At 63.6% G+C, this 20,643-nt stretch carries 17 protein-coding genes and 2 riboswitches; of the genes, 8 read left to right on the top strand and 9 right to left on the bottom strand.

What is annotated here, in order from left to right; all coding sequences use genetic code 11:
- Positions 1–20 precede the first annotated feature (20 nt).
- Together PLAV_RS03105 and PLAV_RS03100 are read left to right on the top strand one after the other, a co-directional pair.
- Entirely contained in the window at positions 21–1,202 is a 1,182-nt protein-coding gene (locus PLAV_RS03105) for an acyl-CoA dehydrogenase family protein (protein ID WP_011995523.1), read from the top strand.
- A 58-nt stretch (positions 1,203–1,260) separates the two neighbouring features.
- Positions 1,261–1,348: riboswitch (ZMP/ZTP riboswitch) on the top strand.
- 51 nt (positions 1,349–1,399) lie between these two features.
- Complete coding sequence (locus tag PLAV_RS03100; RefSeq protein WP_011995522.1) at positions 1,400–2,662, top strand: serine hydroxymethyltransferase; 1,263 nt, start codon at positions 1,400–1,402, stop codon at positions 2,660–2,662.
- Here PLAV_RS03100 and PLAV_RS03095 read toward each other — a convergent pair.
- From PLAV_RS03095 to PLAV_RS03080, 4 genes are all read right to left on the bottom strand, one after another.
- Positions 2,659–3,450, bottom strand: coding sequence for a DUF72 domain-containing protein (locus PLAV_RS03095; RefSeq protein WP_011995521.1), 792 nt, complete (start codon positions 3,448–3,450; stop codon positions 2,659–2,661). The genes PLAV_RS03100 and PLAV_RS03095 overlap by 4 nt on opposite strands.
- 94 nt (positions 3,451–3,544) lie before the next feature.
- Positions 3,545–5,836 (bottom strand): 5-methyltetrahydropteroyltriglutamate--homocysteine S-methyltransferase, encoded by a 2,292-nt coding sequence (metE, locus tag PLAV_RS03090; RefSeq protein ID WP_011995520.1) that lies wholly within the window; start codon positions 5,834–5,836, stop codon positions 3,545–3,547.
- A gap of 58 nt (positions 5,837–5,894) precedes the next feature.
- On the bottom strand, positions 5,895–6,692 hold the full coding sequence (locus PLAV_RS19840) for an acyl-CoA thioesterase (RefSeq protein ID WP_011995519.1): 798 nt from the start codon (positions 6,690–6,692) through the stop codon (positions 5,895–5,897).
- Between the two features lie 164 nt (positions 6,693–6,856).
- Positions 6,857–7,058, bottom strand: a riboswitch (cobalamin riboswitch).
- 29 nt (positions 7,059–7,087) lie between these two features.
- Positions 7,088–7,705 (bottom strand): TetR/AcrR family transcriptional regulator, encoded by a 618-nt coding sequence (locus PLAV_RS03080; protein ID WP_011995518.1) that lies wholly within the window; start codon positions 7,703–7,705, stop codon positions 7,088–7,090.
- Between the two features lie 94 nt (positions 7,706–7,799).
- Here PLAV_RS03080 and PLAV_RS03075 point away from each other — a divergent pair, with 94 nt between their 5' ends.
- Positions 7,800–9,143, top strand: a complete 1,344-nt coding sequence (locus PLAV_RS03075; protein ID WP_011995517.1) for a flavin-containing monooxygenase — start codon at positions 7,800–7,802, stop codon at positions 9,141–9,143.
- Entirely contained in the window at positions 9,140–9,967 is an 828-nt protein-coding gene (locus PLAV_RS03070) for an SDR family NAD(P)-dependent oxidoreductase (protein WP_011995516.1), read from the top strand. Before PLAV_RS03075 ends, PLAV_RS03070 begins: the two co-directional genes overlap by 4 nt.
- Here the strand turns inward: PLAV_RS03070 and PLAV_RS03065 are convergent.
- From PLAV_RS03065 to hisS, 4 genes are all read right to left on the bottom strand, one after another.
- Positions 9,950–10,696 (bottom strand): TSUP family transporter, encoded by a 747-nt coding sequence (locus PLAV_RS03065; RefSeq protein WP_011995515.1) that lies wholly within the window; start codon positions 10,694–10,696, stop codon positions 9,950–9,952. The two genes, PLAV_RS03070 and PLAV_RS03065, sit on opposite strands and share 18 nt — an antisense overlap.
- 4 nt (positions 10,697–10,700) lie before the next feature.
- The gene (gene hisG, locus PLAV_RS03060; RefSeq protein ID WP_011995514.1) at positions 10,701–11,678 is read right to left on the bottom strand and encodes an ATP phosphoribosyltransferase; all 978 of its coding nucleotides are present in this window, start codon (positions 11,676–11,678) and stop codon (positions 10,701–10,703) included.
- Entirely contained in the window at positions 11,675–12,853 is a 1,179-nt protein-coding gene (locus PLAV_RS03055) for an ATP phosphoribosyltransferase regulatory subunit (protein ID WP_011995513.1), read from the bottom strand. The genes hisG and PLAV_RS03055 overlap by 4 nt, the downstream gene beginning before the upstream one ends.
- Positions 12,854–12,945: 92 nt before the next feature.
- Positions 12,946–14,466 (bottom strand): histidine--tRNA ligase, encoded by a 1,521-nt coding sequence (gene hisS, locus PLAV_RS03050; RefSeq protein WP_011995512.1) that lies wholly within the window; start codon positions 14,464–14,466, stop codon positions 12,946–12,948.
- Positions 14,467–14,907: 441 nt separating this feature from the next.
- Here hisS and PLAV_RS03045 point away from each other — a divergent pair, with 441 nt between their 5' ends.
- The 4 genes from PLAV_RS03045 (at position 14,908) to PLAV_RS19240 (ending at position 19,128) form a co-directional block, all read left to right on the top strand.
- Positions 14,908–16,437: a sensor histidine kinase gene (locus PLAV_RS03045; RefSeq protein WP_011995511.1), complete on the top strand. Its 1,530-nt coding sequence runs from the start codon at positions 14,908–14,910 to the stop codon at positions 16,435–16,437.
- A gap of 146 nt (positions 16,438–16,583) precedes the next feature.
- The gene (locus tag PLAV_RS03040; RefSeq protein WP_011995510.1) at positions 16,584–17,975 is read left to right on the top strand and encodes a cytochrome ubiquinol oxidase subunit I; all 1,392 of its coding nucleotides are present in this window, start codon (positions 16,584–16,586) and stop codon (positions 17,973–17,975) included.
- A gap of 9 nt (positions 17,976–17,984) precedes the next feature.
- Complete coding sequence (gene cydB / locus PLAV_RS03035; RefSeq protein WP_011995509.1) at positions 17,985–18,995, top strand: cytochrome d ubiquinol oxidase subunit II; 1,011 nt, start codon at positions 17,985–17,987, stop codon at positions 18,993–18,995.
- Positions 18,979–19,128 carry a DUF2474 family protein gene (locus tag PLAV_RS19240; RefSeq protein ID WP_245545205.1) on the top strand — a complete coding sequence of 50 codons (150 nt, stop codon included), beginning with the start codon at positions 18,979–18,981 and terminating at the stop codon, positions 19,126–19,128. Before cydB ends, PLAV_RS19240 begins: the two co-directional genes overlap by 17 nt.
- Here PLAV_RS19240 and PLAV_RS03030 read toward each other — a convergent pair.
- On the bottom strand, positions 19,125–20,570 hold the full coding sequence (locus PLAV_RS03030) for a helix-turn-helix domain-containing protein (RefSeq protein WP_011995508.1): 1,446 nt from the start codon (positions 20,568–20,570) through the stop codon (positions 19,125–19,127). The genes PLAV_RS19240 and PLAV_RS03030 overlap by 4 nt on opposite strands.
- Positions 20,571–20,643: the final 73 nt, after the last annotated feature.

Raw genomic sequence — 20,643 nt, 5'->3', positions numbered from 1 at the left:
CAAAATTCGGGAGGAAGGCCATGGATTTCTCATTCTCCGCAAAGGACGAAGAGTTTCGCATGAAGGTGCGGGACTTTTTCGAGCACGAGTATCCGCGCGAGATCGTGGAGAAGATGGCGAGCGGCGCTTCACCGACCAAGGCCGACTACCAGAAATCGGAGCGAGCCTTTGCTGCGCGTGGCTGGCTTGCCGTCAACTGGCCGAAATCGGCAGGCGGCACGGGCTGGAGCGCGAACGAGAAATACATCTTCGACGAGGAGCTTGAGCGCGCGGGCGCGCTCAATGTCGTGCCGATGGGCCTCCTCTATGTCGGTCCCGTCATCTACACATTCGGCACGGACGAACAGAAGAAGCGCTGGCTGCCCGGCATTCTCGACAGCACGACCTTCTGGGCGCAGGGCTATTCGGAGCCCGGCTCCGGCTCCGACCTGGCCTCGCTGCAGGCGAGCGCCGTTGTAGATGGCGACGACTACATCGTCAACGGCACCAAGATCTGGACCAGCCTCGCTCAGCATGCCGACTGGATTTTCTGCCTGCTGCGCACCAGCCAGGAAGAGAAGAAGCAGGAAGGCATCACCTTCCTGCTGATCGACATGACAACGCCGGGCATCACCGTGCAGCCGATCATCACCATCGACGGCAAGCATTCGCTCAACAGCGTCACCTTCGAAAATGTGCGCGTGCCGCAGGAAAACCGCATCGGCGAAGAGGGCAAGGGCTGGACCTATGCCAACTACCTGCTCGGCCATGAGCGCACCTCCTATGCCCATGTCGCGGGCAAGCGGAAGCAGCTCCGCAACATTCGCGAAGCCGCGCGCGAACGCGGACTGCTGGCCGACCCCGCCTTCATCCGCAAGCTCGGCGAACTCGAAACGCGGCTCGATACGCTTGAAATAACGGTGCTCCGCACGCTCTCCTCAGTGGCGGAAGGCGGCGCGCCGGGCAACGAATCCTCGATCCTGAAAGTGATCGCGACCGAACTCGCACAGGACATCACGGAGCTCGGCGCCGAGACCTACGGCCCCTATGTGCAACCGGCCTTCCCGGATTCCGTCGCCCCCGCATGGACCGGCAACACGGCGCTCCCCGCGGGCGCGGCGCCCGCCGTCGCCGCCTATCTCGGTGCCCGCGCGCAGTCGATTTATGGCGGCTCCAACGAAATCCAGAAGAACATCATCGCCAAGCGGATACTGGGTCTTTGACGAGGGAATTGACTCCCGCCGCTCGCGGGTCTTAACTCCCTTCACTTCCGGTCGCACATATCCTCCGCGCGACTGGCGAAATCAGATGGGTCACCATCGGGGAGCGCGGAGACTGGTCTTTCGAGCCGATCGCCTGGGCAGCACTTCTAAATGCTGGCCGGGCGTTTTTGTTTTCAGGCATCGAAGGAGACCGCCCCATGACGACCTCACAGGAACGAGCCCGGCTCGCCCAATCCGACAATGAAATCTTTCTCGCGCTCAAGGGCGAGGAAGCGCGGCAACGCGCGGGCCTCGAACTCATCCCGTCGGAAAACTACGCCTTCCCCGAAGTGCTGACGCTGCTCGGCTCCGCCTTCACCAATAAATATTCGGAAGGCTATCCCGGGCGGCGCTATTACGGCGGACAGGACTATACAGACCGTATCGAAACGCTGGCCCGCGACAGGGCCAAGGCTCTCTTCCGCGCGGAGCACGCGAATGTGCAGCCGCTGTCCGGCTCGCCGATGAACCAGGCAGTCTATCTCGGCCTGCTCGAGCCCGGCGATACGATCCTTGCGATGGATCTCAGCCATGGCGGTCATCTCACGCATGGCGCGCCGGTCAGCCATATGGGCCGCCTCTTCAATTTCGTGCGCTACAAGACGGACCCCACGAACGGCGCCATCGACTTCGACCACCTCCGTGCCGTCGCACGGGAGACGAAGCCGAGGCTCGTCGTCTGTGGCTACTCTTCTTACCCGCGCGACTACGACTACGCGGATTTCAAACGCGTTGCCGACGAAGTGGGCGCGCTCACCATGGCGGATGTTTCCCATATCGGCGGGCTCATCGCGGCCAACGTCATGCGCAACCCGCTGGATGCGGGCTTCGACGTGATGACGACGACGACGCACAAGTCGCTGCGCGGCCCGCGCGGCGGGCTCATTCTCTGCAAGGCTGAGTTCGCGAGGAAGATCGACGCTTCCGTGTTCCCCGGCCTTCAGGGCGGTCCGCATATGAATCAGGTCGCGGCAGCCGCCGTCACCTTCCGCCTCGCCGCCATGCCCGCGTTCCGCGATTACGCGGAACAGGTCCTCGCCAACGCCAAGGCGCTCGCCGCTGCACTCATGGAACGTCAGGTGAAGCTCGTCACCGGCGGCACCGACAATCACCTCCTCGTCATCGACACGGTCGCGAGTTTCGGCATCGACGGCGCGGTGGCGCAGGAGGCGCTCGACCGCGTCGGCCTCACCACCAACAAACAGGTGATCCCGGACGATCCGAACCCGCCGATGCGCCCGTCCGGCCTTCGTCTCGGCACACCGGCAGCAACGGCGCGCGGCATGGGGCACAAGGAAATGGCGGAGATAGCCGAAATCATCGCCGCCGCGCTCAACGCGAAAGGAGACGCCGCAACGGAGACAGCGCTCGCCGCCCGCACGCACAAGCTCACTTCGCGCTTCCCCGTGGACGGGCTCTAGAGCCGCTCGGCGATCGCCATGGCGGCAGCGGGATTGCGGACCTTGGCGCCGCTGATGACATAGAGAAAGACGTCGCGGCCGGATTTGAGGGGCTTGTGCTTGCTCACGGTCTCGACGTCTTTCGGCGCATCGCCCGCGGCCCATTCCTTCGCACGCGTCGCCCATGCATCGAGCGCCTTCTTCGGATAGCCGAGCTTCTCGTCCTCGCTCGTTCCCATGGCGCGCACATAGACGAAAGACGCAGTGGCATCGCCGATCTGCGGATAATCGGCATCGGCGGCGGTCACCACGGCGACGCCATATTCCCTCGCCAGCGCGATGAAGTCGGGCGACTTGAAACTTTCGTGACGCACTTCGACGGCGTGGCGGAGATCGCGCCCGCCCAGGGTCTTCGGCAGTAGCTTCAGGAACCCCTCGAAATCTTCCGGATCGAATTTCTTCGTCGGCGCGAACTGCCAGTTGATGGGTCCGAGCTTCTCTTTCAGCTCCGTCAGGCCGCTTTCCAGAAACCGTTCAATCGAAGAGCCTGCCTCGGACAGCACGCGGCGGTTGGTCGCGAAGCGCGGGCCCTTCAGTGCGAAGACGAAACCGTCCGGTGTCTCGTCATGCCATTTCCGGAAGCTCTCCGGCTTCTGCGAGCCGTAATAGGTACCGTTGATCTCGATGGTCGAAAGCTTGCTGCTCGCATATTCGAGTTCGCGCTTCTGCGTCAGCCCGTCGGGATAAAACGTGCCGCGCCATGGCTCGAACACCCAGCCGCCGATGCCCACCCGGATTTTCTTCGCCATGCCAATCTCCGCCGCAATAAAGCGACTCTAGATAGGCGCAGGCGAGGCTGCAAGCGGATGTCCCCTTCCCGCTGGCAGGAAGGGGACGCCGTATTCAAGCACCGATGGCGTTTCGCAACTCCCGCGCCGCTTCGACCATCTCGACGAGTGCCGCTTCCGTTTCCGGCCAGCCCCGCGTCTTCAAGCCACAATCCGGATTGACCCATATGCGCTCGCTCGGCAGGCGTTCGGCGGCGAGCCGCAGAAGCGACAGCATTTCGCCGCGCGCGGGGACGCGGGGCGAATGAATGTCGTAAACACCGGGACCGATATCGTTCGGATAGGAAAAGTCGACAAAGGCGTCGAGCAATTCCATGCGCGACCTGGACGTCTCGATGGAAATCACATCGGCGTCGAGATCGGCGATCGCCTCGATGATGTCGTTGAATTCCGAATAGCACATATGGGTATGAATCTGCGTCTCGTCGCGAGCGACGCAGACGGAGAGGCGGAAGCACTCGCATGCCCACCGGAGATAGGTGTCCCATTCGGAGCGATGCAGCGGCAATCCCTCGCGGAGTGCCGGCTCATCGATCTGGATCATGCCGAGGCCCGCCGCTTCGAGGTCGTAGACCTCGTCGCGTATCGCCAGTGCGATCTGGCGGCAAGTCTCGCTGCGCGGCTGGTCGTCGCGCACGAAGGACCATTGCAGGATCGTCACCGGGCCGGTCAACATGCCCTTCACCGGCCTGTCCGTCAGCGACTGGGCGTAGCGCGACCATTCGACCGTCATCGGCTCCGGCCTCGACACATCGCCGAAGATGATCGGCGGCTTCACGCAACGCGAGCCGTAGCTCTGCACCCAGCCGAGCGACGTAAACGCAAAGCCCTCCAGTTTCTCACCGAAATATTCCACCATGTCGGTGCGTTCCGGTTCCCCATGCACCAGCACGTCCAGCCCGATCCTTTCCTGCAGGCGGATTGTCTTTTCGATTTCGGCTTTCATGAAGGCGTCATACTGCGCCTCGTTCCAGTCGCCGCGCCGCAGGCTGGCGCGGGCCTTGCGCACATCCGAGGTTTGCGGGAACGAGCCGATGGTCGTGGTCGGCAGCTTCGGCAGGCCGAAGCGCTTCTGCTGGATAGACTGCCGGTCGGCGAAGGGGCGGCCCCGCCGGTCGGCATGGGGATCGATATCCCGCACCCGCGCGCGGACAGCTGGATTGTGAATACGCGGCGAATTGCGCCGCGCCTCGAACAATGCCGCGTTCTCCGCCAGTTCGGTGGAGATCGAGGTGCGGCCCTCCTTCACGCCCCGCGCCAGCACGGCAAGTTCGCCGAGCTTTTCCTCGGCAAAGGCAAGCCAGCTCTTCAATTCGGGATCGAGCGATTTTTCACCGGCGAGGCTGAAGGGCACGTGCAGCAGCGAGCAGGCCGCCGAAATCATGACGCGCTTGGGCCCGAGCGTCAGCACGGCGCGCTCAGCCAGCGTCAACGCCGCTTCCATGTCCGTCCGCCAGATATTGCGCCCGTCTACGAGCCCGAGCGACAGCAGCTTGTCGCGCGGCAGGGCCGAGAGCGCCGCTTCGTATTGGGAGCGTCCCCGCACCATGTCGAGATGGATACCGGCAACCGGCAGCGCCATTGCCGTTTCGAGCGAGGCTTCCGGCAATGCGCCGAAATAGGTCGCGACCATCAGCTTCAGGGAGGGCGCGGCGGCCGACAGAGCCGAATAGGCCGCTCGGCATTTCGCAAGGTCGCCGCTGCCGAGTTCAAGCACCAGGCAGGGTTCGTCGATCTGCACCCAATCGGCACCGGCTTCGGCGAGACGCTTCAGCACGTTTTCGTATACGGGAAGGAGTCGTCCCATCAGGTCGAGCGGGTCGAAGCCCGCCACCGTCGCCTTGCCAAGTTTCAGGAACGAGAAAGGCCCGACAAGAACCGGCCGCGTGTGAACACCAAGCGCCTTCGCTTCGGCAAATTCATCGATGGCTTTGGTGAAGGCCAGCCGGAAATTCGTCTCCGGAGAAAATTCCGGCACGATGTAGTGGTAGTTGGTGTCGAACCATTTGGTCATCTCCATCGCCGCCACATCGCGCGTGCCGTCCTGTGCGCCGCGCGCCATCGCGAAATAGGTGGCGAGATCGATTTCCGCTCCCGCAGCGAACCGCTCCGGCACCGCACCCGTCATGCAGATCGTGTCGAGTACATGGTCGTAGAGCGTGAAATCGTTCGACGGGATATGGCCGATCCCGTGTTCCTTCTGAAGCCGCCACGAGGCACGGCGCAGTGACTTTGCCGTATCGAGAAGCGGCGCTTCCTCGCCGTCGCGCCAATAGGTTTCAAGCGCGGCCTTCAGCTCGCGATGCGGGCCGACGCGCGGATAGCCGAGAGTGCTGGTCAATGTCATGGACAAATCTCCTGTCGTTGTGCCTGTCACGCAGGCGGAAAATCGGGATGGATGGGTGTCAGATGGCGCGTGGGGGCACGGCAACGGGCCGTCCATTCCCGCCAATCGCCACCATGACGAAGCGGCCGCGCGCGCTCAGCTCGCGTTCGCCGCTCAGCGCCTCCTCCGCGACGAGTTCGACCTCGACGCAGATCGAGCTTCGCCCCGTCATGACGATGCGGGCGGTGACGTCGGCAAAGGCGCCGACTTTCACGGGTGCGCGGAAGTCGATGCGCTCCGAAGCGGCCATGACCACCGTCTGGTGGCAGTGGCGTGTAGCGGCGATGAAGGCAGCCTTCCCCATCATCGCCAGCGCGTTGCCGCCGAACAGAATGTCGCGGTGGTTTGCGGCATCGGGAAAGACGACTTCGACGAAGCTGGTGAGCCCCGGGTGCGGCGGGGGCGCGGCAACGAGCATGGGCAGCGGCTCGTCGTCATGCTTGCCCTGCGCGACCATCGCGATGGTGCCGCCCACGGCTCTTTCCCGCTCACCGGTGAGCAGGTTTTCGGCCAGCAGCTCGACGTCGAACACAACGGACGACCGGCCGGTCTTGCGAACCGTCGCCGTCACCTCCGCCAGTTCTCCCGGCAGGACCGGCCGGCCGAATTCGACGCCGTCGAATCCCGCCGTCACCATTTTCCGCCGTGTCAGGCGCGTCGCGGCGATATAGGCGGCGCGGTCCATCAGCGCGAGCGATGCGCCGCCAAACAGCGTGCCGTGATGGTTCGTCTGTTCGGGAAAGACGAGTTCGGCTAATCGGGTAAAAGGGATGGCGGGCAGGCGCGTGGGTGCGCAAACGGCAAGCAGATCTTCCATGACTGTGTCCTTGCTGGAACCACGGGAAAATCCGTCAGCGGACACGTATGGGAAAATGCAAGCCGCGGCGCATGCCACGGCACGATGAAGAGAGGCCGGACACAATGCCGGCGATCAGATCCTGTCTGCATCCATTCCTCCAGGGGACACCCCGCCCCATCGGTTCGCGTTGACGGGCAATGGCAGGTCTCCTGGCTCGCAGGTCACTGTTCTTTCCCAGCCTTCCCGGCCTCCGAGGTGGAGCGCCAGTGGCGTGGTTGGGCAGAACTCTCTGCTTACAGTTGCGGGGGCAGCCCCGGTATTTAACCGGGTTCCCTTTTCATCCTCCGGCTATTCGCCTTCGGAACCATTGCGGGGCGGATGCTAGGCGAGCTTGCCGCCGGTTGCAACCGGCGTCATTTATCGAAGAGGCTTTCCAGCTCGCGCCGCATGATGAGGCGGTATTCCTCGACAAGGCGGTCGCCTTCTTCCCGGTCGACAGCGATGGCAAGGCGCACCGCCGCGCCGCTGAGCTGCATCAGCAGGAAGGACGCTGCTTGCAGGCGAGCATGTTCGCGCCTCGGCACGAGATGTTTCAACGCGCTGAAAAAGATGCGGCCGTTCTCGCGGCTGTCGGCGATGTCCAGTTCCTGCAGCGTCTTGTCGGATTGCGTCGCCGACCAGATATCGCGCGTCACCGGCTCGGTCAGGAAGAGACCGTAATATCCGGTCATGATCGCATCGACGCGGGCAAGCGCGTCGGCGGCGCTTCCGACACCGTCGAGATTTTGCTTCAGTCCGTCGCGCACGCGCTCCATGACGCGCATGGCGAGCATCCTGAGGATCGCGGGCTTGTCCGGGAAATACTGATAGAGCGAGCCGATGGGCACACCGGCCCGTTCGGCGACTTCCGTCATCCGCACGGCATCGCTGCCCGTTTCCGCGATCAATTCTGTTGCCGCCGTCAGGATGCGTTCGACGCGCTCGCGCGCCCGGGCCTGTGTCGGTTGGCGGCGCGTTGTTGCGAGGATCATGCCGCTTCCTTCGATTTTTCTTGCCAGCGAGAATATGAGGGATTATCACTTATCACAAATGTGAGGATTATTCACTTTATTCTGGGAGCGGGTCATGAGCGAGATCGGACGTGTTTGTGTTGTCGGTGGCGGTCCGGCGGGGCTCAGCCTCGCCCGCACCTTTCTGCGGCACGGTATTCCCTTCGACATTTATGAGCGCCATTCGGATGTCGGCGGCTTGTGGGACCAGAGCAATCCGGGCTCGCCCGTCTACAACTCGGCGCATTTCATCTCGTCGAAAACGCAGTCGCACTATCACGACTTCCCGATGCCGGACGACTATCCGGACTATCCCTCCAACAGGCAGATTCACGGCTACATGCGGCTGTTCGCCGATGCTTATGGCTTGCGCGAGCACATTCGCTTCAACACATCCGTTGAGAAGACGGATTTGCAGCCGGACGGCACCTGGGCCGTCACGCTTTCGACCGGCGAGACCAAGACCTACGGCTCGCTCGTCTGCGCCAACGGCACAAACTGGCATCCCGCGATGCCGGATTATCCCGGCACCTTCACGGGCGAGATGCGTCACGCTGTCACTTTCCGCTCGATGGACGAGTTCCGCGGCAAACGCGTGCTGGTGATCGGCGCCGGCAATTCCGGCTGCGATATCGCCTGCGACGCGGCGAAGGGCGCGGATGCCGCCTTCATCAGCCTCCGGCGCGGCTATCACTTCCTGCCGAAGCACCTCTTCGGCATTCCGGCGGATGTCGTCGCACATGAAGGTCCGCATCTGCCGATGTGGCTGACGCAGCGCATCTTCGGCGTCATCCTGCGCATCCTCAATGGAGATATCACTCGGCTCGGCTTGCAGAAGCCCGACCACCGGCTCTTCGAAACACACCCGATCCTCAACACGCAGCTTCTGCACTATCTCGGCCACGGCGACATCAAGGCGAAGCGGGACGTGGCCCGCTTCGAGGGCAAGGTGGTTCATTTCAAGGACGGCACCTCGGAGGAGATCGACCTCATCATCTGCGCCACGGGCTATACGTGGAAGGTGCCTTATGTCGATCCGGCCCTCTTCTCGTGGAAGGGCAACAAGCCCGATCTCTATATGAACCTTTTCAGCCGCGAGCATCCCTCGCTCTACGCGCTCGGCTTCATGGAAACGAATGGCGGTGCCTACAAGCTCTTCGACGAAATGGCCGACCTCATCGCCCGCACCATCATGGCGCGTACGAAAGGCGATGCCGCACTCGATGAGCTGATCGCCACAGACCGGCCGGATTTGACGGGCGGCATCAAATTCGTCGGCTCGTCCCGCCACGCCACTTATGTCGAGATCGACGCCTACCGCAAACAGATGAAACGCATCCGCAAGCGTTTCGGCTGGCCGAACCTTGCCGATGGCTGTTTCGACGCGCTGCGCGTCTCGCGCGCAAGGGCGGCGGCATGAGCATCTCGCGCAAGGCGCTGATTACGGGCGCAGGCGGCGGCATCGGCTCGGCGATTTCGCGGGCGCTCGATGCTCGCGGCTACAGCCTCATCCTTGTGGACCGTGAAATGGCGCCGCTCGATGCGGTTGCTGCCACTCTCCGCGCCGCGCCTGAAAAGATACTCTGCGATCTTTCCTCGCGGGAGGAGGTGGAGCGGCTCTGCGACCGGCTCGGCAGAGAACACGCCGATCTCGACGTGCTCGTCAACAATGCCGGCATCGTCGTGCCGGGTGCCGTGACCGGCCTCGATCAGGCGGCGCTCGACCTTCATCTCGAAATCAATCTTCGCGCGCCGATCAGGCTCATGCGCGCCGCGGCACCGCTGATGATCGCCCGCCGGCGGGGTGCGATGGTCGCCACCGTCTCCCTCGGCGGCGTCATTTCGCTCAAGGACAGCGCCATCTACTCCGCCTCCAAGTTCGGCCTGCGCGGCTTCCTTTGCGGCTTTCATCAGGAACTTGCGCCGCTCGGCGTGAAAGTCTCCGGCGTCTATCCTGCCGCCGTCGACACGCCCATGCTTCATCACGAGGCGTTGCATGGCGGCTCGGTGCTCAATTTCGTCGACAGGGTGATGACGCCCGAAGATATCGCCGCCGCGACGCTCAAGGCCATCGACACGGGCAGACTCGAAGTCTATTCGCCCTGGAGTGCCAGCCTCATGGCGCGGTTGTTCGGTTCGTTTCCGTGGATGATCCGGCCCATCCTGCCGCTCATGGAGAAGCTCGGCGAACAGGGTCGGCGGAAGTTTCTCGCCCGGAAGGACCTCTCAGCCCAGCAGCATTAAACCGCGCACGATCAACACGGCGCCCAGCACGTAGAGAATGTACCGGCTCCAGTTCTTGAACTGGCCGTCGTTCATGCGGTCGAGCAGCATCTTGCCGAAGGTCGTGCCGAGCATGGCGAGCGGCGCCACCATCACATAGATCCACCAGGGAATATCCGCATCCGGCAGCAGATGCGCGGCGAGCACGCCGAAATAAAGCAGCTTCGTCAGATGCTGCAGCGTCTGCGTCACCGCCTTGGTCGCGACGATCTGGTGGCGCGTCAGCGGGCTCTGCACGAAGAAGATGTCGAGGATGGGTCCGGCGACGCCCGCCGTCAGCGTCAGCGCCGTCACCACGAAGCCACCGCCAATCGCCACCGCGGGCTTCGTCACGTCGAGGCCCCAGCTTTTCGGGATCGAGAAGGCGACGAAGGGGATGGCGCCGAGAACGAGAAAGACCGTCGCCTTGTCCGGGACGAAGCTCACCAGCAGGAAGAGAACAAGTGCGGCGACGCCGCCCGCCATGTTGGTCGCGACGATCGGCCAGACGATGTCCTTGCGGTTGATGATGGCGCGGTAGCCGTTCGACACGGCCTGCGTCACGCCATGCAGCATCATCGCGGCACCGACCGAATAGGCGGCGGTCAGAAAACCCATCAGGATCATGCCACCCGCCATTCCGAAAATGCCGGAAAGCGTCGCCGTCACAAGAACCACAATGGCCGTTGTGAAGGCGAGAGTAGCGGTCATGAAATCAGTTTCCGTTCTTCAGCCGCGCGACAAGCCGCTCGCGCAGCGGGTTCTTCGCCTCGAACACATAATCCGCGCGCACCGCCGTTACGGTGTCGCGGCCTTCCGCATAGAGGAAGGCAACGAGATCGTAGAGCCGGGCCTCCGGGCAATGCGCGATGCGCACGGGTGCGACACCATTGCCGAAGGGCAGCGTCACGCCGAAGCGTTTCTTCAGTTCATCCAGCAGCGCGGCGTCGTCGCCCTCGCCCGCGAAGCGGACTTCGATGACTTTGGCCGCGCGCGCCTGTGCCGAGACGCGGTCGAGAATTTCGCCCGCCGCCTTCAGCGCCGCATCGCTCCATTCAGCACCCAGGCTCGCGACAAGGTTCGCCTGGCTCTTCAGGATCGTGCCGTCGTCGAGGATCTTCAGATTATTCGCCGCCAGCGTCGCGCCGGTGGACGTTATATCGACGATCACTTCCGCCGTGCCCGCCGCCGGTGCGCCTTCGGTCGCGCCGAGGCTTTCGACGATGCGGTAATCCGTCAGGCCGTGCTCGGCGAAGAAGCTCCGCGTCAGGTTGAAATATTTGGTCGCGACGCGCAGCCGCCTTCCGCGCTTCGTGTGGAAGGCGAGCGCCACGTCGTCGAGGTCGGCCATGGTCGCGACATCGATCCAGCTTTGCGGCACGGCAACCACGACATCGGCATGGCCGAAGCCGAGCGGCAGCAGCAGCTCCACGTCGCGTTCGGGCGCGGAGAGCTTCTCGCGGATCAGGTCTTCGCCCGTCACGCCGAGGTGAATGATGCCCTGCTCCAATTGCCCGGCGATTTCGGATGCCGAAAGAAACGCGATCTCGACATTCGCCATGCCGTCGAGCCGGCCGGTATAACCGCGCCCGCCATCCTGCCGGACTTTCAGCCCCGCACGCGCGAAGAAGGCATTGGCATTTTCCTGGAGCCTTCCCTTGGAGGGCAGGCCGATCACGAGTTTGCCGCTCATTTGCCGGCCTCCTTCGCCACGGCCGCGAGCAGCCGCTCGATGCCGACCGCGCAGCCCACCGCGGGCACGGGCGATGCCGCACCGAGCGCCGAGAGGAGATCGTCATACCGTCCGCCGCCGCAGATCATCGCATCGACGCCGAGCGCCGCCACGCGGAACTCGAAAACGAAGCCGGTGTAATAGGCCATGTTGCGGCCGAAGCCGGTGGCGAAATGTGCGCGGGAAAGATCGAGCCCCGCTTTCGCCGTCAGTTCCATGCGCCGCTCGAAGCGCGCAATCGCCGCGTCGATGGAGACGCCTGCCCCGCCCGTCAACGCCTTGATGCGCGCGATGCACTCTTTCGGCGTGCCCGATACGGCGAGGAAACCCGAGATGAGTTCGGCCGCCGCGCGTGGCACGCTGGAGGATGCCAGCTCCGCTTGCTCCAGCAGTCGTTCGGCCACTTCTTCCACCGTCCGGCCGCCGACAGGCGCAATGCCCGCAAGTTTCAGCACATCCTCGATCACATCCTTTGCGCGCTCCTCGTCGAGGCCCGCCAACGCCGAGATCAGCGCCTGCTTGTCGCCCGTCTCGTCGCCTGCATCTCCTGCCGCGAGCCGCGCCAGCAATTCGCGGAAATAATCCGGCCGCCAGAAGTGCCGCTTCAGGCGCGAGCGCCAGCCGGGCGGCAGGTCGAGCGCATCGACCAGCGCATCGAACAGCGCGAGATCGCCGATTTCGATTTCATAATTTTTCAGGCCCGCATCGGCCAGCGCCCGCGCGGCGAGCGAGATCACCTCGGCATCCGCCGCTTCCGCGTCCGCCGCGTCGAGACATTCGAGGCCCGCTTGCGTGAATTCGCGCAGCTTCGCCGACCCCTTCTGCTGGTAGCGGTAAACCGCGCCGACGGAGCAGAGTTTCTTCGGTCCGCCCGCGCCTTCCAGATAGAGGCGGCAGACGGGAATGGTGAGTTCGGGCCTCAAGCACAATTCCTCGCCCGCCGGATCGGCGAAGACATACATGCGGCGGCGGATATCCTCGCCGGACATGTCGAGGAAAATATCGGCGGGCTGCATGACGGGCGCGGAAACGGGCGCATAGCCCGCGCCCTCGAAGCCCGCGCGCACGGCCACCGCCAGCGCCTCGCGGGCGCGGAGGCCTTCTCCGTCCAGTGCTGCCATGGATGTTGACGACATATCGGTTACTTCCCGGCCCGGCCGAACCCTTCGGACGGGGCCTTATCTATCACGGAAATGGTAAATATCGAGCGTGGAGGATGGCGGCTTTTTCAGCCGTGATGGCCCCGGACGCTGCGATGCCGGGCGAGCATCGCCATCACTTCTTCCACGAGGCGGGCGCGGGGCACGGCCACCTGCGCCGGCTGGCCCTCGCGCCAGGCCGCGTTGTCCTCGATTTCCTTCGACATTTCGCTGCCGAGGATGAGGTCTTTCAGCGTCACTTCGCCCTTCATCCGCTCGTCCTCGCCCTCGATGACGGCGATGGGGGCGCCCCGCTTGTCGGCATATTTGAGCTGCGCCTTCATGCCGGAGCCGCCGAGATAAAGCTCGGCGCGGATGCCCGCCGCCCGCAGCTCGGACACCATCGACTGGTAGCCTGCCATGTTCTCCGCATCGAGGGTCAGCACGACGACCGGCGCCAGCACGTCTTCGACGTCGAGCTTGCCGAGAAGTTCGAGCGCTGCCTGCAAGCGGCTCACGCCGATGGAAAAGCCGGTCGCGGGCACCTTCACGCCCTTGAAGCGTTCGACGAGCCCGTCATAGCGCCCGCCCGAACCGACGGAGCCGAAGCGCACGGGATTGCCGCTCTCGTCCTTCACCTCGAAAAGAAGGTCGGATTCGAAAACCGGGCCGGTGTAATAGCCGAGCCCGCGCACGATCCATGAGTTGAATTCGATGCGGTCGAGCCCGTAGCCCGCCGCCGTGAACAGCGCGTCCATTTCGGCCAGCTCGTCGAGGCCTTCGCGGCCGATGGCGCTCTCGCCGACGACATTGCGCCAGCCGTCGAGCACGAGCTTGCGGTCGCTTGCGCCTTCGCCGACGCCGGACTCCACATAGTCGACCACGGCGGTGATCTGCGAGGGCGACAGGCCTGCGCCTTTGGTGAAGTCGCCGGACTCGTCCTTGCGGCCCGGCCCGAGCAGCAGTTCCACGCCCTTGCGGCCCAGCCGGTCATATTTGTCGATGGCGCGCAGCACCGTCATATAGGTCGTGCTGCCCGGCTCGCCGGCAATGCCGATCCGCTCAAGCAACCCGTCCAGAACCTTGCGGTTGTTGGCACGGATGCGATAGCTGCCGCGCGGAATGCCGAGCGCCTCAAGGCAATCGGCGCCCATCATGCACATCTCGGCATCGGCGGCGACGCCGGGTGCCGCCACGGTATCGGCGTCGAATTGCGTGAACTGGCGGAAGCGGCCCGGCCCCGGCTTTTCGTTCCGCCACACCGGCCCCGTCTGGTAGCGGCGAAAGGGCTTCGGCAACGCGTCGTAATTTTCCGCGACATAGCGCGCGAGCGGCGCCGTCAGGTCGTAGCGCAGCGCCAGCCATTGCTCGTCATCGTCCTGAAAGGAAAACACGCCCTCGTTCGGGCGGTCTTCGTCCGGCAGGAACTTGCCGAGCGCATCGGCATATTCGAAGGCGGAGGTTTCCAGCGGGTCGAAGCCGTAGCGTTCATAGACTTCGCGAATGCGCGCAAGCATGCGCTCTTCCGCGCGGACCATGCCGGCGGACATATCGCGAAGCCCCTTCGGCACGCGCGCCTTGGGGCGGAAACTCTTCTGGCTCTTGTTCATGGGCCTTGAATCTCAGGGAAACCGCGCGGGCGCATACCTAGCCCATCGCTCCCCGCCTCACAAGCTCCGGCGCCCCTGCCGCTGGCGGCGAATCACTGAGCGGAATGAATGTACAAAGGAGCCTCGGGCATCCTCTTTTCGGCAACGAAACGGTTTTCAGAATGGGCGCCTGAGGAAAACCGTCGTTTTCCCCAAGCGGGCAGCATTTTCTACTTAACTTATTGAAATAAAAGAAAATTTCCGTAAGGGTCCAATTATGGCTTTTGTGTGTCTAAATTTTGAAACCACAAAATAGCCGATCCCTTTACGTTCTGTTTACCAAATAAGCGGAACGTTAACCCACACGGCGCGGCAAATCGTCTGCGCGCACTAATATGAATCAGGTTGCGGGGCCCTTGGGGGGCGAAAGCAGGTCAGATCTTGGCACGTCCAGGCATCGCAATGAGCAACAGCTCCGGTTTCGCAGGCGGCTTGCATGTATTGCCCCCGCTCGCGGCACATCTCGTCAGCGCGTCCACCGCGCTGCGTGAAGAGCTCGGCAAAGTTGCCGCCTCGGCGGCCGCGGGTCCGATCGATTTCAGTTTCTCCGTTCCCGATGACGGCATCGAGCCGCTGCTCGAGCCCGGCATCGACGCGCTCATTATCGACATCGGCGATGGCGGTCCCGTTGCGCTCGGCTTTCTCCGCCGTGTCATCGCGCTTGGCCCCAATGCGCCGGTCATCGCCATCGGTGCCGACGATGCGGCGCTCCAGGCCGAGGTGATCGGCGCAGGGGCGGAAGACTGCCTTTCCACCGATACGGACGAACCGCGCGCGGTCGGCCTCGCGATCCGCCGCGCCGTCGCCCGGCGCATCATGCGCGAAGACGGTGCAAGCGAGCCTGTGCCCACCCCGCAAGCCGGCCCTCACGTCACGCTCGTCCAGGAAACGCCGGAAGCCATCGTCATTCTCGACAGCCAGGGCACCGTGCGCTTCGCAAACGGTGCGGCGCAGGAACTTCTCGGCCGCGGCAGCGAACTGGTCGGCCAGCCTTTTGGTCTGCCGAGCGAGCCCGGCGAGCACGACATCACGATCCGGCGGCCCGACGGCGATAACCGTTTCGCCGAAATGCGCATCGTCGACACACGCTGGGGCGGCGTTCCCGCGCGCGTCGCGGCGCTCAACGACGTGACCGTCCGGCGCAAGCTCGAAGAGACGATGCAGGCCGTGGAAGCGCGCAGCCAGGAAACCCGCAAGCGCAGCCAGAGCTTCTTCTCCAACGTCAATCACGACCTGCGCACGCCGCTCACGCATATCATCGGCTTCTCGGAAATGATGAAGAATGAGCGCCTCGGGCCCATGGGCACCGACCGCTACAAGGAATATGCGAGCGACATCTATTCGAGCGGCACCATGCTGCTCGACATGATCGAGGATCTGCTCGGCATCGCCGAAGCGGAAATGGACCAGATCGATCTCACGGATGAAATCTGCAATCTCGGCCAGCTCGCCGAGATCGCCGTCGCCAGCCAGCGTCAGAACGCGGCTATCGAGGGCGTCACCATCGAGGTTTCCTGTCCCGAGCGCCTGCCCGGTTTCCGGGGCGATGCGCGTCGTCTCCGTCAGGGCCTCTTCCGTCTTCTCGCGGAAGCCGTGCATACGGCGCATCGCGGTTCCACCATCCGCCTCAGCGTGGCGGAAGAAGATGGCGGCATTGCCGTGACGCTCGACGAAATCAGGACGCATACCGACGCTCTGATGGAGCAGGATGCATTCCCCTATATCGTTGGCACGGACGATCCCTTCGTCAGCGCGGAAGACAGCAGCGCGCCGCGCGAGGAAAGCCTCGCCCTCTCTCTCACCCGCAAGGTGATGGAATTGCATGGCGGCCGGCTCAATATCATGCGCGCGGAACGCGGCCAGCCCGGGCACCGGCCGGAAATCGGCATGAAAATCAGCGTCCATTTTCCGTCGGAACGCGTCATCCGCTGACGGATGGTGTGAGCGAGCGCGAACCACCGGCGCCTTGCGCGGTTTCGCCGCGTGACATTTCGTGGCACTCTTCCCATCCCGGCTGTCCGCACCGGCGAAAAACGCTACTATTCGCGAGTTCGACGCTTTCGTGACGGAGATGTGCCATGCCGCCTCTGGACGCAGAAATTCTCGCCAGGCTTCAATTCGCCTTCACCATCGCTTTCCATATCCTGTTTCCGACGCTGACCATCGGCCTCGGCGGCTTTCTCGTCTTCTTCGAGGCGAAGTTCCTGCGCACGGGCGATGAAGTCTGGTACCGGCTCTATCGCTTCTGGGTGAAGATCTTCGCGCTCAGTTTCGGCATGGGCGTCGTCTCCGGCATCGTGCTTTCCTATCAGCTCGGCACCAACTGGTCGGAATGGTCGCGCATCACGGGCCCCGTGCTCGGACCGTTGATCGGTTTCGAGGTGCTCACCGCTTTTTTCCTGGAAGCGGGCTTTCTCGGCATCATGCTGTTCGGCTGGGACAAGGTGGGGCCCCGTCTCCACTTCCTCGCCACTTGCCTCGTCGCCATCGGCACGGCGATTTCCGCCTTCTGGATTCTTTCCGCCAATAGCTGGATGCAGACGCCGCAGGGCGCCACCTTCATCGACGGCCATTTCGTGGTCGATAGCTGGCTCGCGGTCATCTTCAACCCGTCCTTTCCCTATCGCCTGATGCACATGACAGCGGCGTCCTACCTGACGACAAGCGTCGTCATCGCCGGTGTCTCCGGTTTCTATCTGTTGCGAAACCAGAATGCTGAAATCGCGCGGCCTGCCTTCTCCACCGCTTTCTGGGCGCTGCTCGTGCTCGCGCCGCTGCAGATATTTCTCGGCGATCAGCACGGCCTTAACACGCTCGAACATCAGCCGATGAAGGTTGCGGCGATGGAGGGTAATTGGGAGACGCAGTCTCACGCGCCTTTCCATATCTTCGCGATCCCGGACCAGAAGGCGCAGACCAATCATCTGGAACTTTCCATTCCCTTGGGTTCGAGCCTCATCCTGAAGCATAGTCCGTCGGGCGTCGTGCCGGGGCTCAACGAAGTGCCGATCGAGGACCAGCCGCCTGTCGGCATCGTCTTCTGGTCCTTCCGCGTCATGGTCGGTATCGGCTTCCTGTTTCTCCTGCTCGGCCTATGGGGCGTCTGGTCGCGCTGGCGCGGCACCCTTTTCGAGGACCGCTGGCTCCAGCGCCTAGCCCTTGTCATGACGCCTGCCGGTTTCATCGCCACATTGGCCGGCTGGTTCGTCACGGAGGTCGGCCGCCAGCCCTGGACGGTCTATGGCATGGTCCGGACCGCCGACAGCGTCTCGCCCACCGTCACGGCAGAGGCCGTCGCGACGACGCTCGTCCTCTTCCTCATCGTCTATGGCGGGCTTTTCGGCGCCTATCTCTATTACCTCACGAAGCTTGTCCGCAAAGGCCCCGATCCGCTTTCCGTGGGCGAGGAAGGCGAGAAGCCCGAAGCGATACGCGGCGCGCGGCCCGGCCTCGTCATTCCGGCGGAATAGGAGATCGTCATGGAAACCCTTGCCATCGTTTCTGCCGGCGTCATCGGCTTCGCGATCCTCATGTATGTCGTGCTGGACGGTTTCGATCTCGGCATCGGCATTCTCTTCCCCTTCGCGCCCGATGAAGGCGCGCGCCACGCGATGATCAATTCCGTGGCGCCGGTCTGGGACGGCAACGAGACATGGCTGGTGCTGGGCGGCGGCGGCCTCCTCGTCTTCTTCCCCACCGCCTATTCCATTGTGCTGCCCGCCTTCTACATTCCCGTCATGGCGATGCTCTTTGCCCTGATCTTTCGCGGCGTCACCTTCGAGTTCCGCCACTCCGCGCATACCAGTGTCCATCTCTGGAACCGCTCGTTCTTTTTCGGCTCGCTGATTGCGGCCTTCATGCAGGGCGTGCTGCTCGGTGCGCTGGTGCAGGGCGTCAATGTCGAAGGCGTGCGCTATGCGGGCGGCATGTTCGACTGGCTGACGCCCTTCTCGATCCTCACCGGCATCGGCACCGTTGCGGGCTATGGCCTTCTCGGCGCGACATGGACGATCTACAAGACCGCCGGCAAGGTGCAGGATTGGGCGCGCGGCGCGGCCGTCGTGCTTGGCGGCGGCACACTGATCGCCATGGCCGCGGTGAGCGTGATGACGCCGCTGCTCCGTCCCGCCATCGCGGAGCGCTGGTTCAGCGGGCTCAATCTCCTCTATCTCTCGCCGGTGCCTTTCCTCACCCTCGCCCTCGCAATGGTCCTTTTCTGGTCGATCTTCACAAAGCGCGAGCTGGTACCGTTCCTTTCCTCCGTCGGACTTTTCATCCTCGGATTCTTCGGCATTGCGGTCAGTCTCTATCCGAACATCATCCCGCCATCGGTGACGGTGTGGGATGTCATCGCGCCTGCCTCAAGCGTCATCTTCGCGCTGATAGGCGTCGCGGTGGTGCTGCCTATGGTTCTGATCTACACCGTCTACGCCTATAGCGTCTTCCACGGCAAGGCGAGCGAGCATGGCGGCTATGCCGAGCATGACTGAAGACGGCATGACTGGCGGCGAAAAGAAACCCGGCACCGGCCGCAAGCTTCTCTGGTTCGCGGGGATATGGCTCGCCGGCGTATTGGCGCTCGCCGCATTCGCCTTCGGAACGCGCGCGCTGCTCGGACTCTAGACCGCCTTCACCGGCACGCCGAAGGGCGAGACGCCGCGCACATGGTCTTCAACCGTCAGCCGGTGTTTCAGCGGCGGGAAGGCGCGCTGCGAACAGTCGAGCCTTTCGCAAAGCCTGCAATTGACGCCGATGGGCATGGCGCCTCGCTCGTCGTCGAGATCGTAGCCCTGGCTGTAGACGATCTTGCGTGCATGGGCGATTTCGCAGCCGAGCCCCACCACATACTGGTCGCCGGGTACGCCTATCCCCGAGCCCGCGCGGCTCACCGTCCGCGCGATTGAGAAATAGCGCGTGCCGTCTTCCATCTGCACGACCTGCGTATAGACCTCGCCCGGCACGCGGAAAGCGTCATGCACGTTCCAGCGCGGGCAGGTGCCGCCGAAACGCGCGAAGTGAAAGCCCGCCGCCGAAAAGCGCTTCGAGACATTGCCTGCATTGTCGACGCGGATGAGAAAGAAGGGGATGCCGCGCGCGCCCGGCCGCTGCAGCGTCGTCAGGCGGTGGCAGACCTGCTCGAAGCTCGTGCCGAAGCGCCGACCGAGCAGGCGGATGTCGTAGCGCGTCGCCTCCGCCGTCTTCTGGAATGCCGAATAAGGCATCAGCAGCGCGGCGGCGAAATAATTCGCCAGCGCCACGCGGCAGAGCCGCTGCGCCTCGTCGCTTTCGAGGCCCGAGGCTTCCACGATGTCTTCCATGGTGCGCGATTGCTCGAAATAGCCGAGCTGATAGGCAAGCTGGAACGAGCGTCCCGGCTGGTCCAGCAGTTCCGACAGGAAGATCGTCTGGCGGTGGCGGTCGTAGCGACGCAGTTCATGCGGCATCAAATCGGCGGGCGCGATGCGGGTCGAGACGCCGTGAAGGTCGCGCAGCGCCGTCCGGAGCGCCACATAGGGCTCGTCCGAGCCGATGCCCGCCTTCGCATAGAGCCGCTCCGCCGCGTCGTCCAGTTCGGGAAAGTGGTTGTTGCGGCTGTTGATGAAGTCGCGCACCTCTTCAAGCGGCAGGCCCGGTGCTTCCGTCCCCTCGCTCAAATCGCGGTCGGCAAGGCGCTCCGCCAGCATGGAACCGCTCACCGTGCTCTCCTGATAGGCCCGGTAGAGATTGCTGATCGCATCCGCCGCCGCCGGGCTCGCCGCGGCGATCTCGCGCAAATCCTGTGTCGTCAGCCCCGCATCCCGGAACAGCGGATCGGAAAACACCTCGCGCAGCGTCGTCAGCGCCTGCGCCTCCTCGTCGCCACCCAGCGTCCGCAGCTCCACGTCATAGACATCGGCGAGCTTCAGCAGCACCTGCACCGAGACAGGCCGCTGGTCGCGCTCGATCAGATTGAGATAACTCGCCGAAATGCCGAGATCGGCCGCCATCCGCGCCTGGGTCAGTCCGCGCTCGCGCCGGAGCCGCCTAATGCGCGGGCCCGCAAAGACTTTTTTGTCCGAAGCCATGTCCGCAATCTCCCGGTTTCCGGGCACTTTAATTTACAGGATTTACATATTCAACAGAATCGCACACGAATCT

This window comes from Parvibaculum lavamentivorans DS-1, assembly GCF_000017565.1.
Lineage (GTDB): Bacteria > Pseudomonadota > Alphaproteobacteria > Parvibaculales > Parvibaculaceae > Parvibaculum > Parvibaculum lavamentivorans.
Note: the sequence above shows the minus strand (reverse complement) of the source record. Positions and strands in the feature narration are given on the sequence as shown.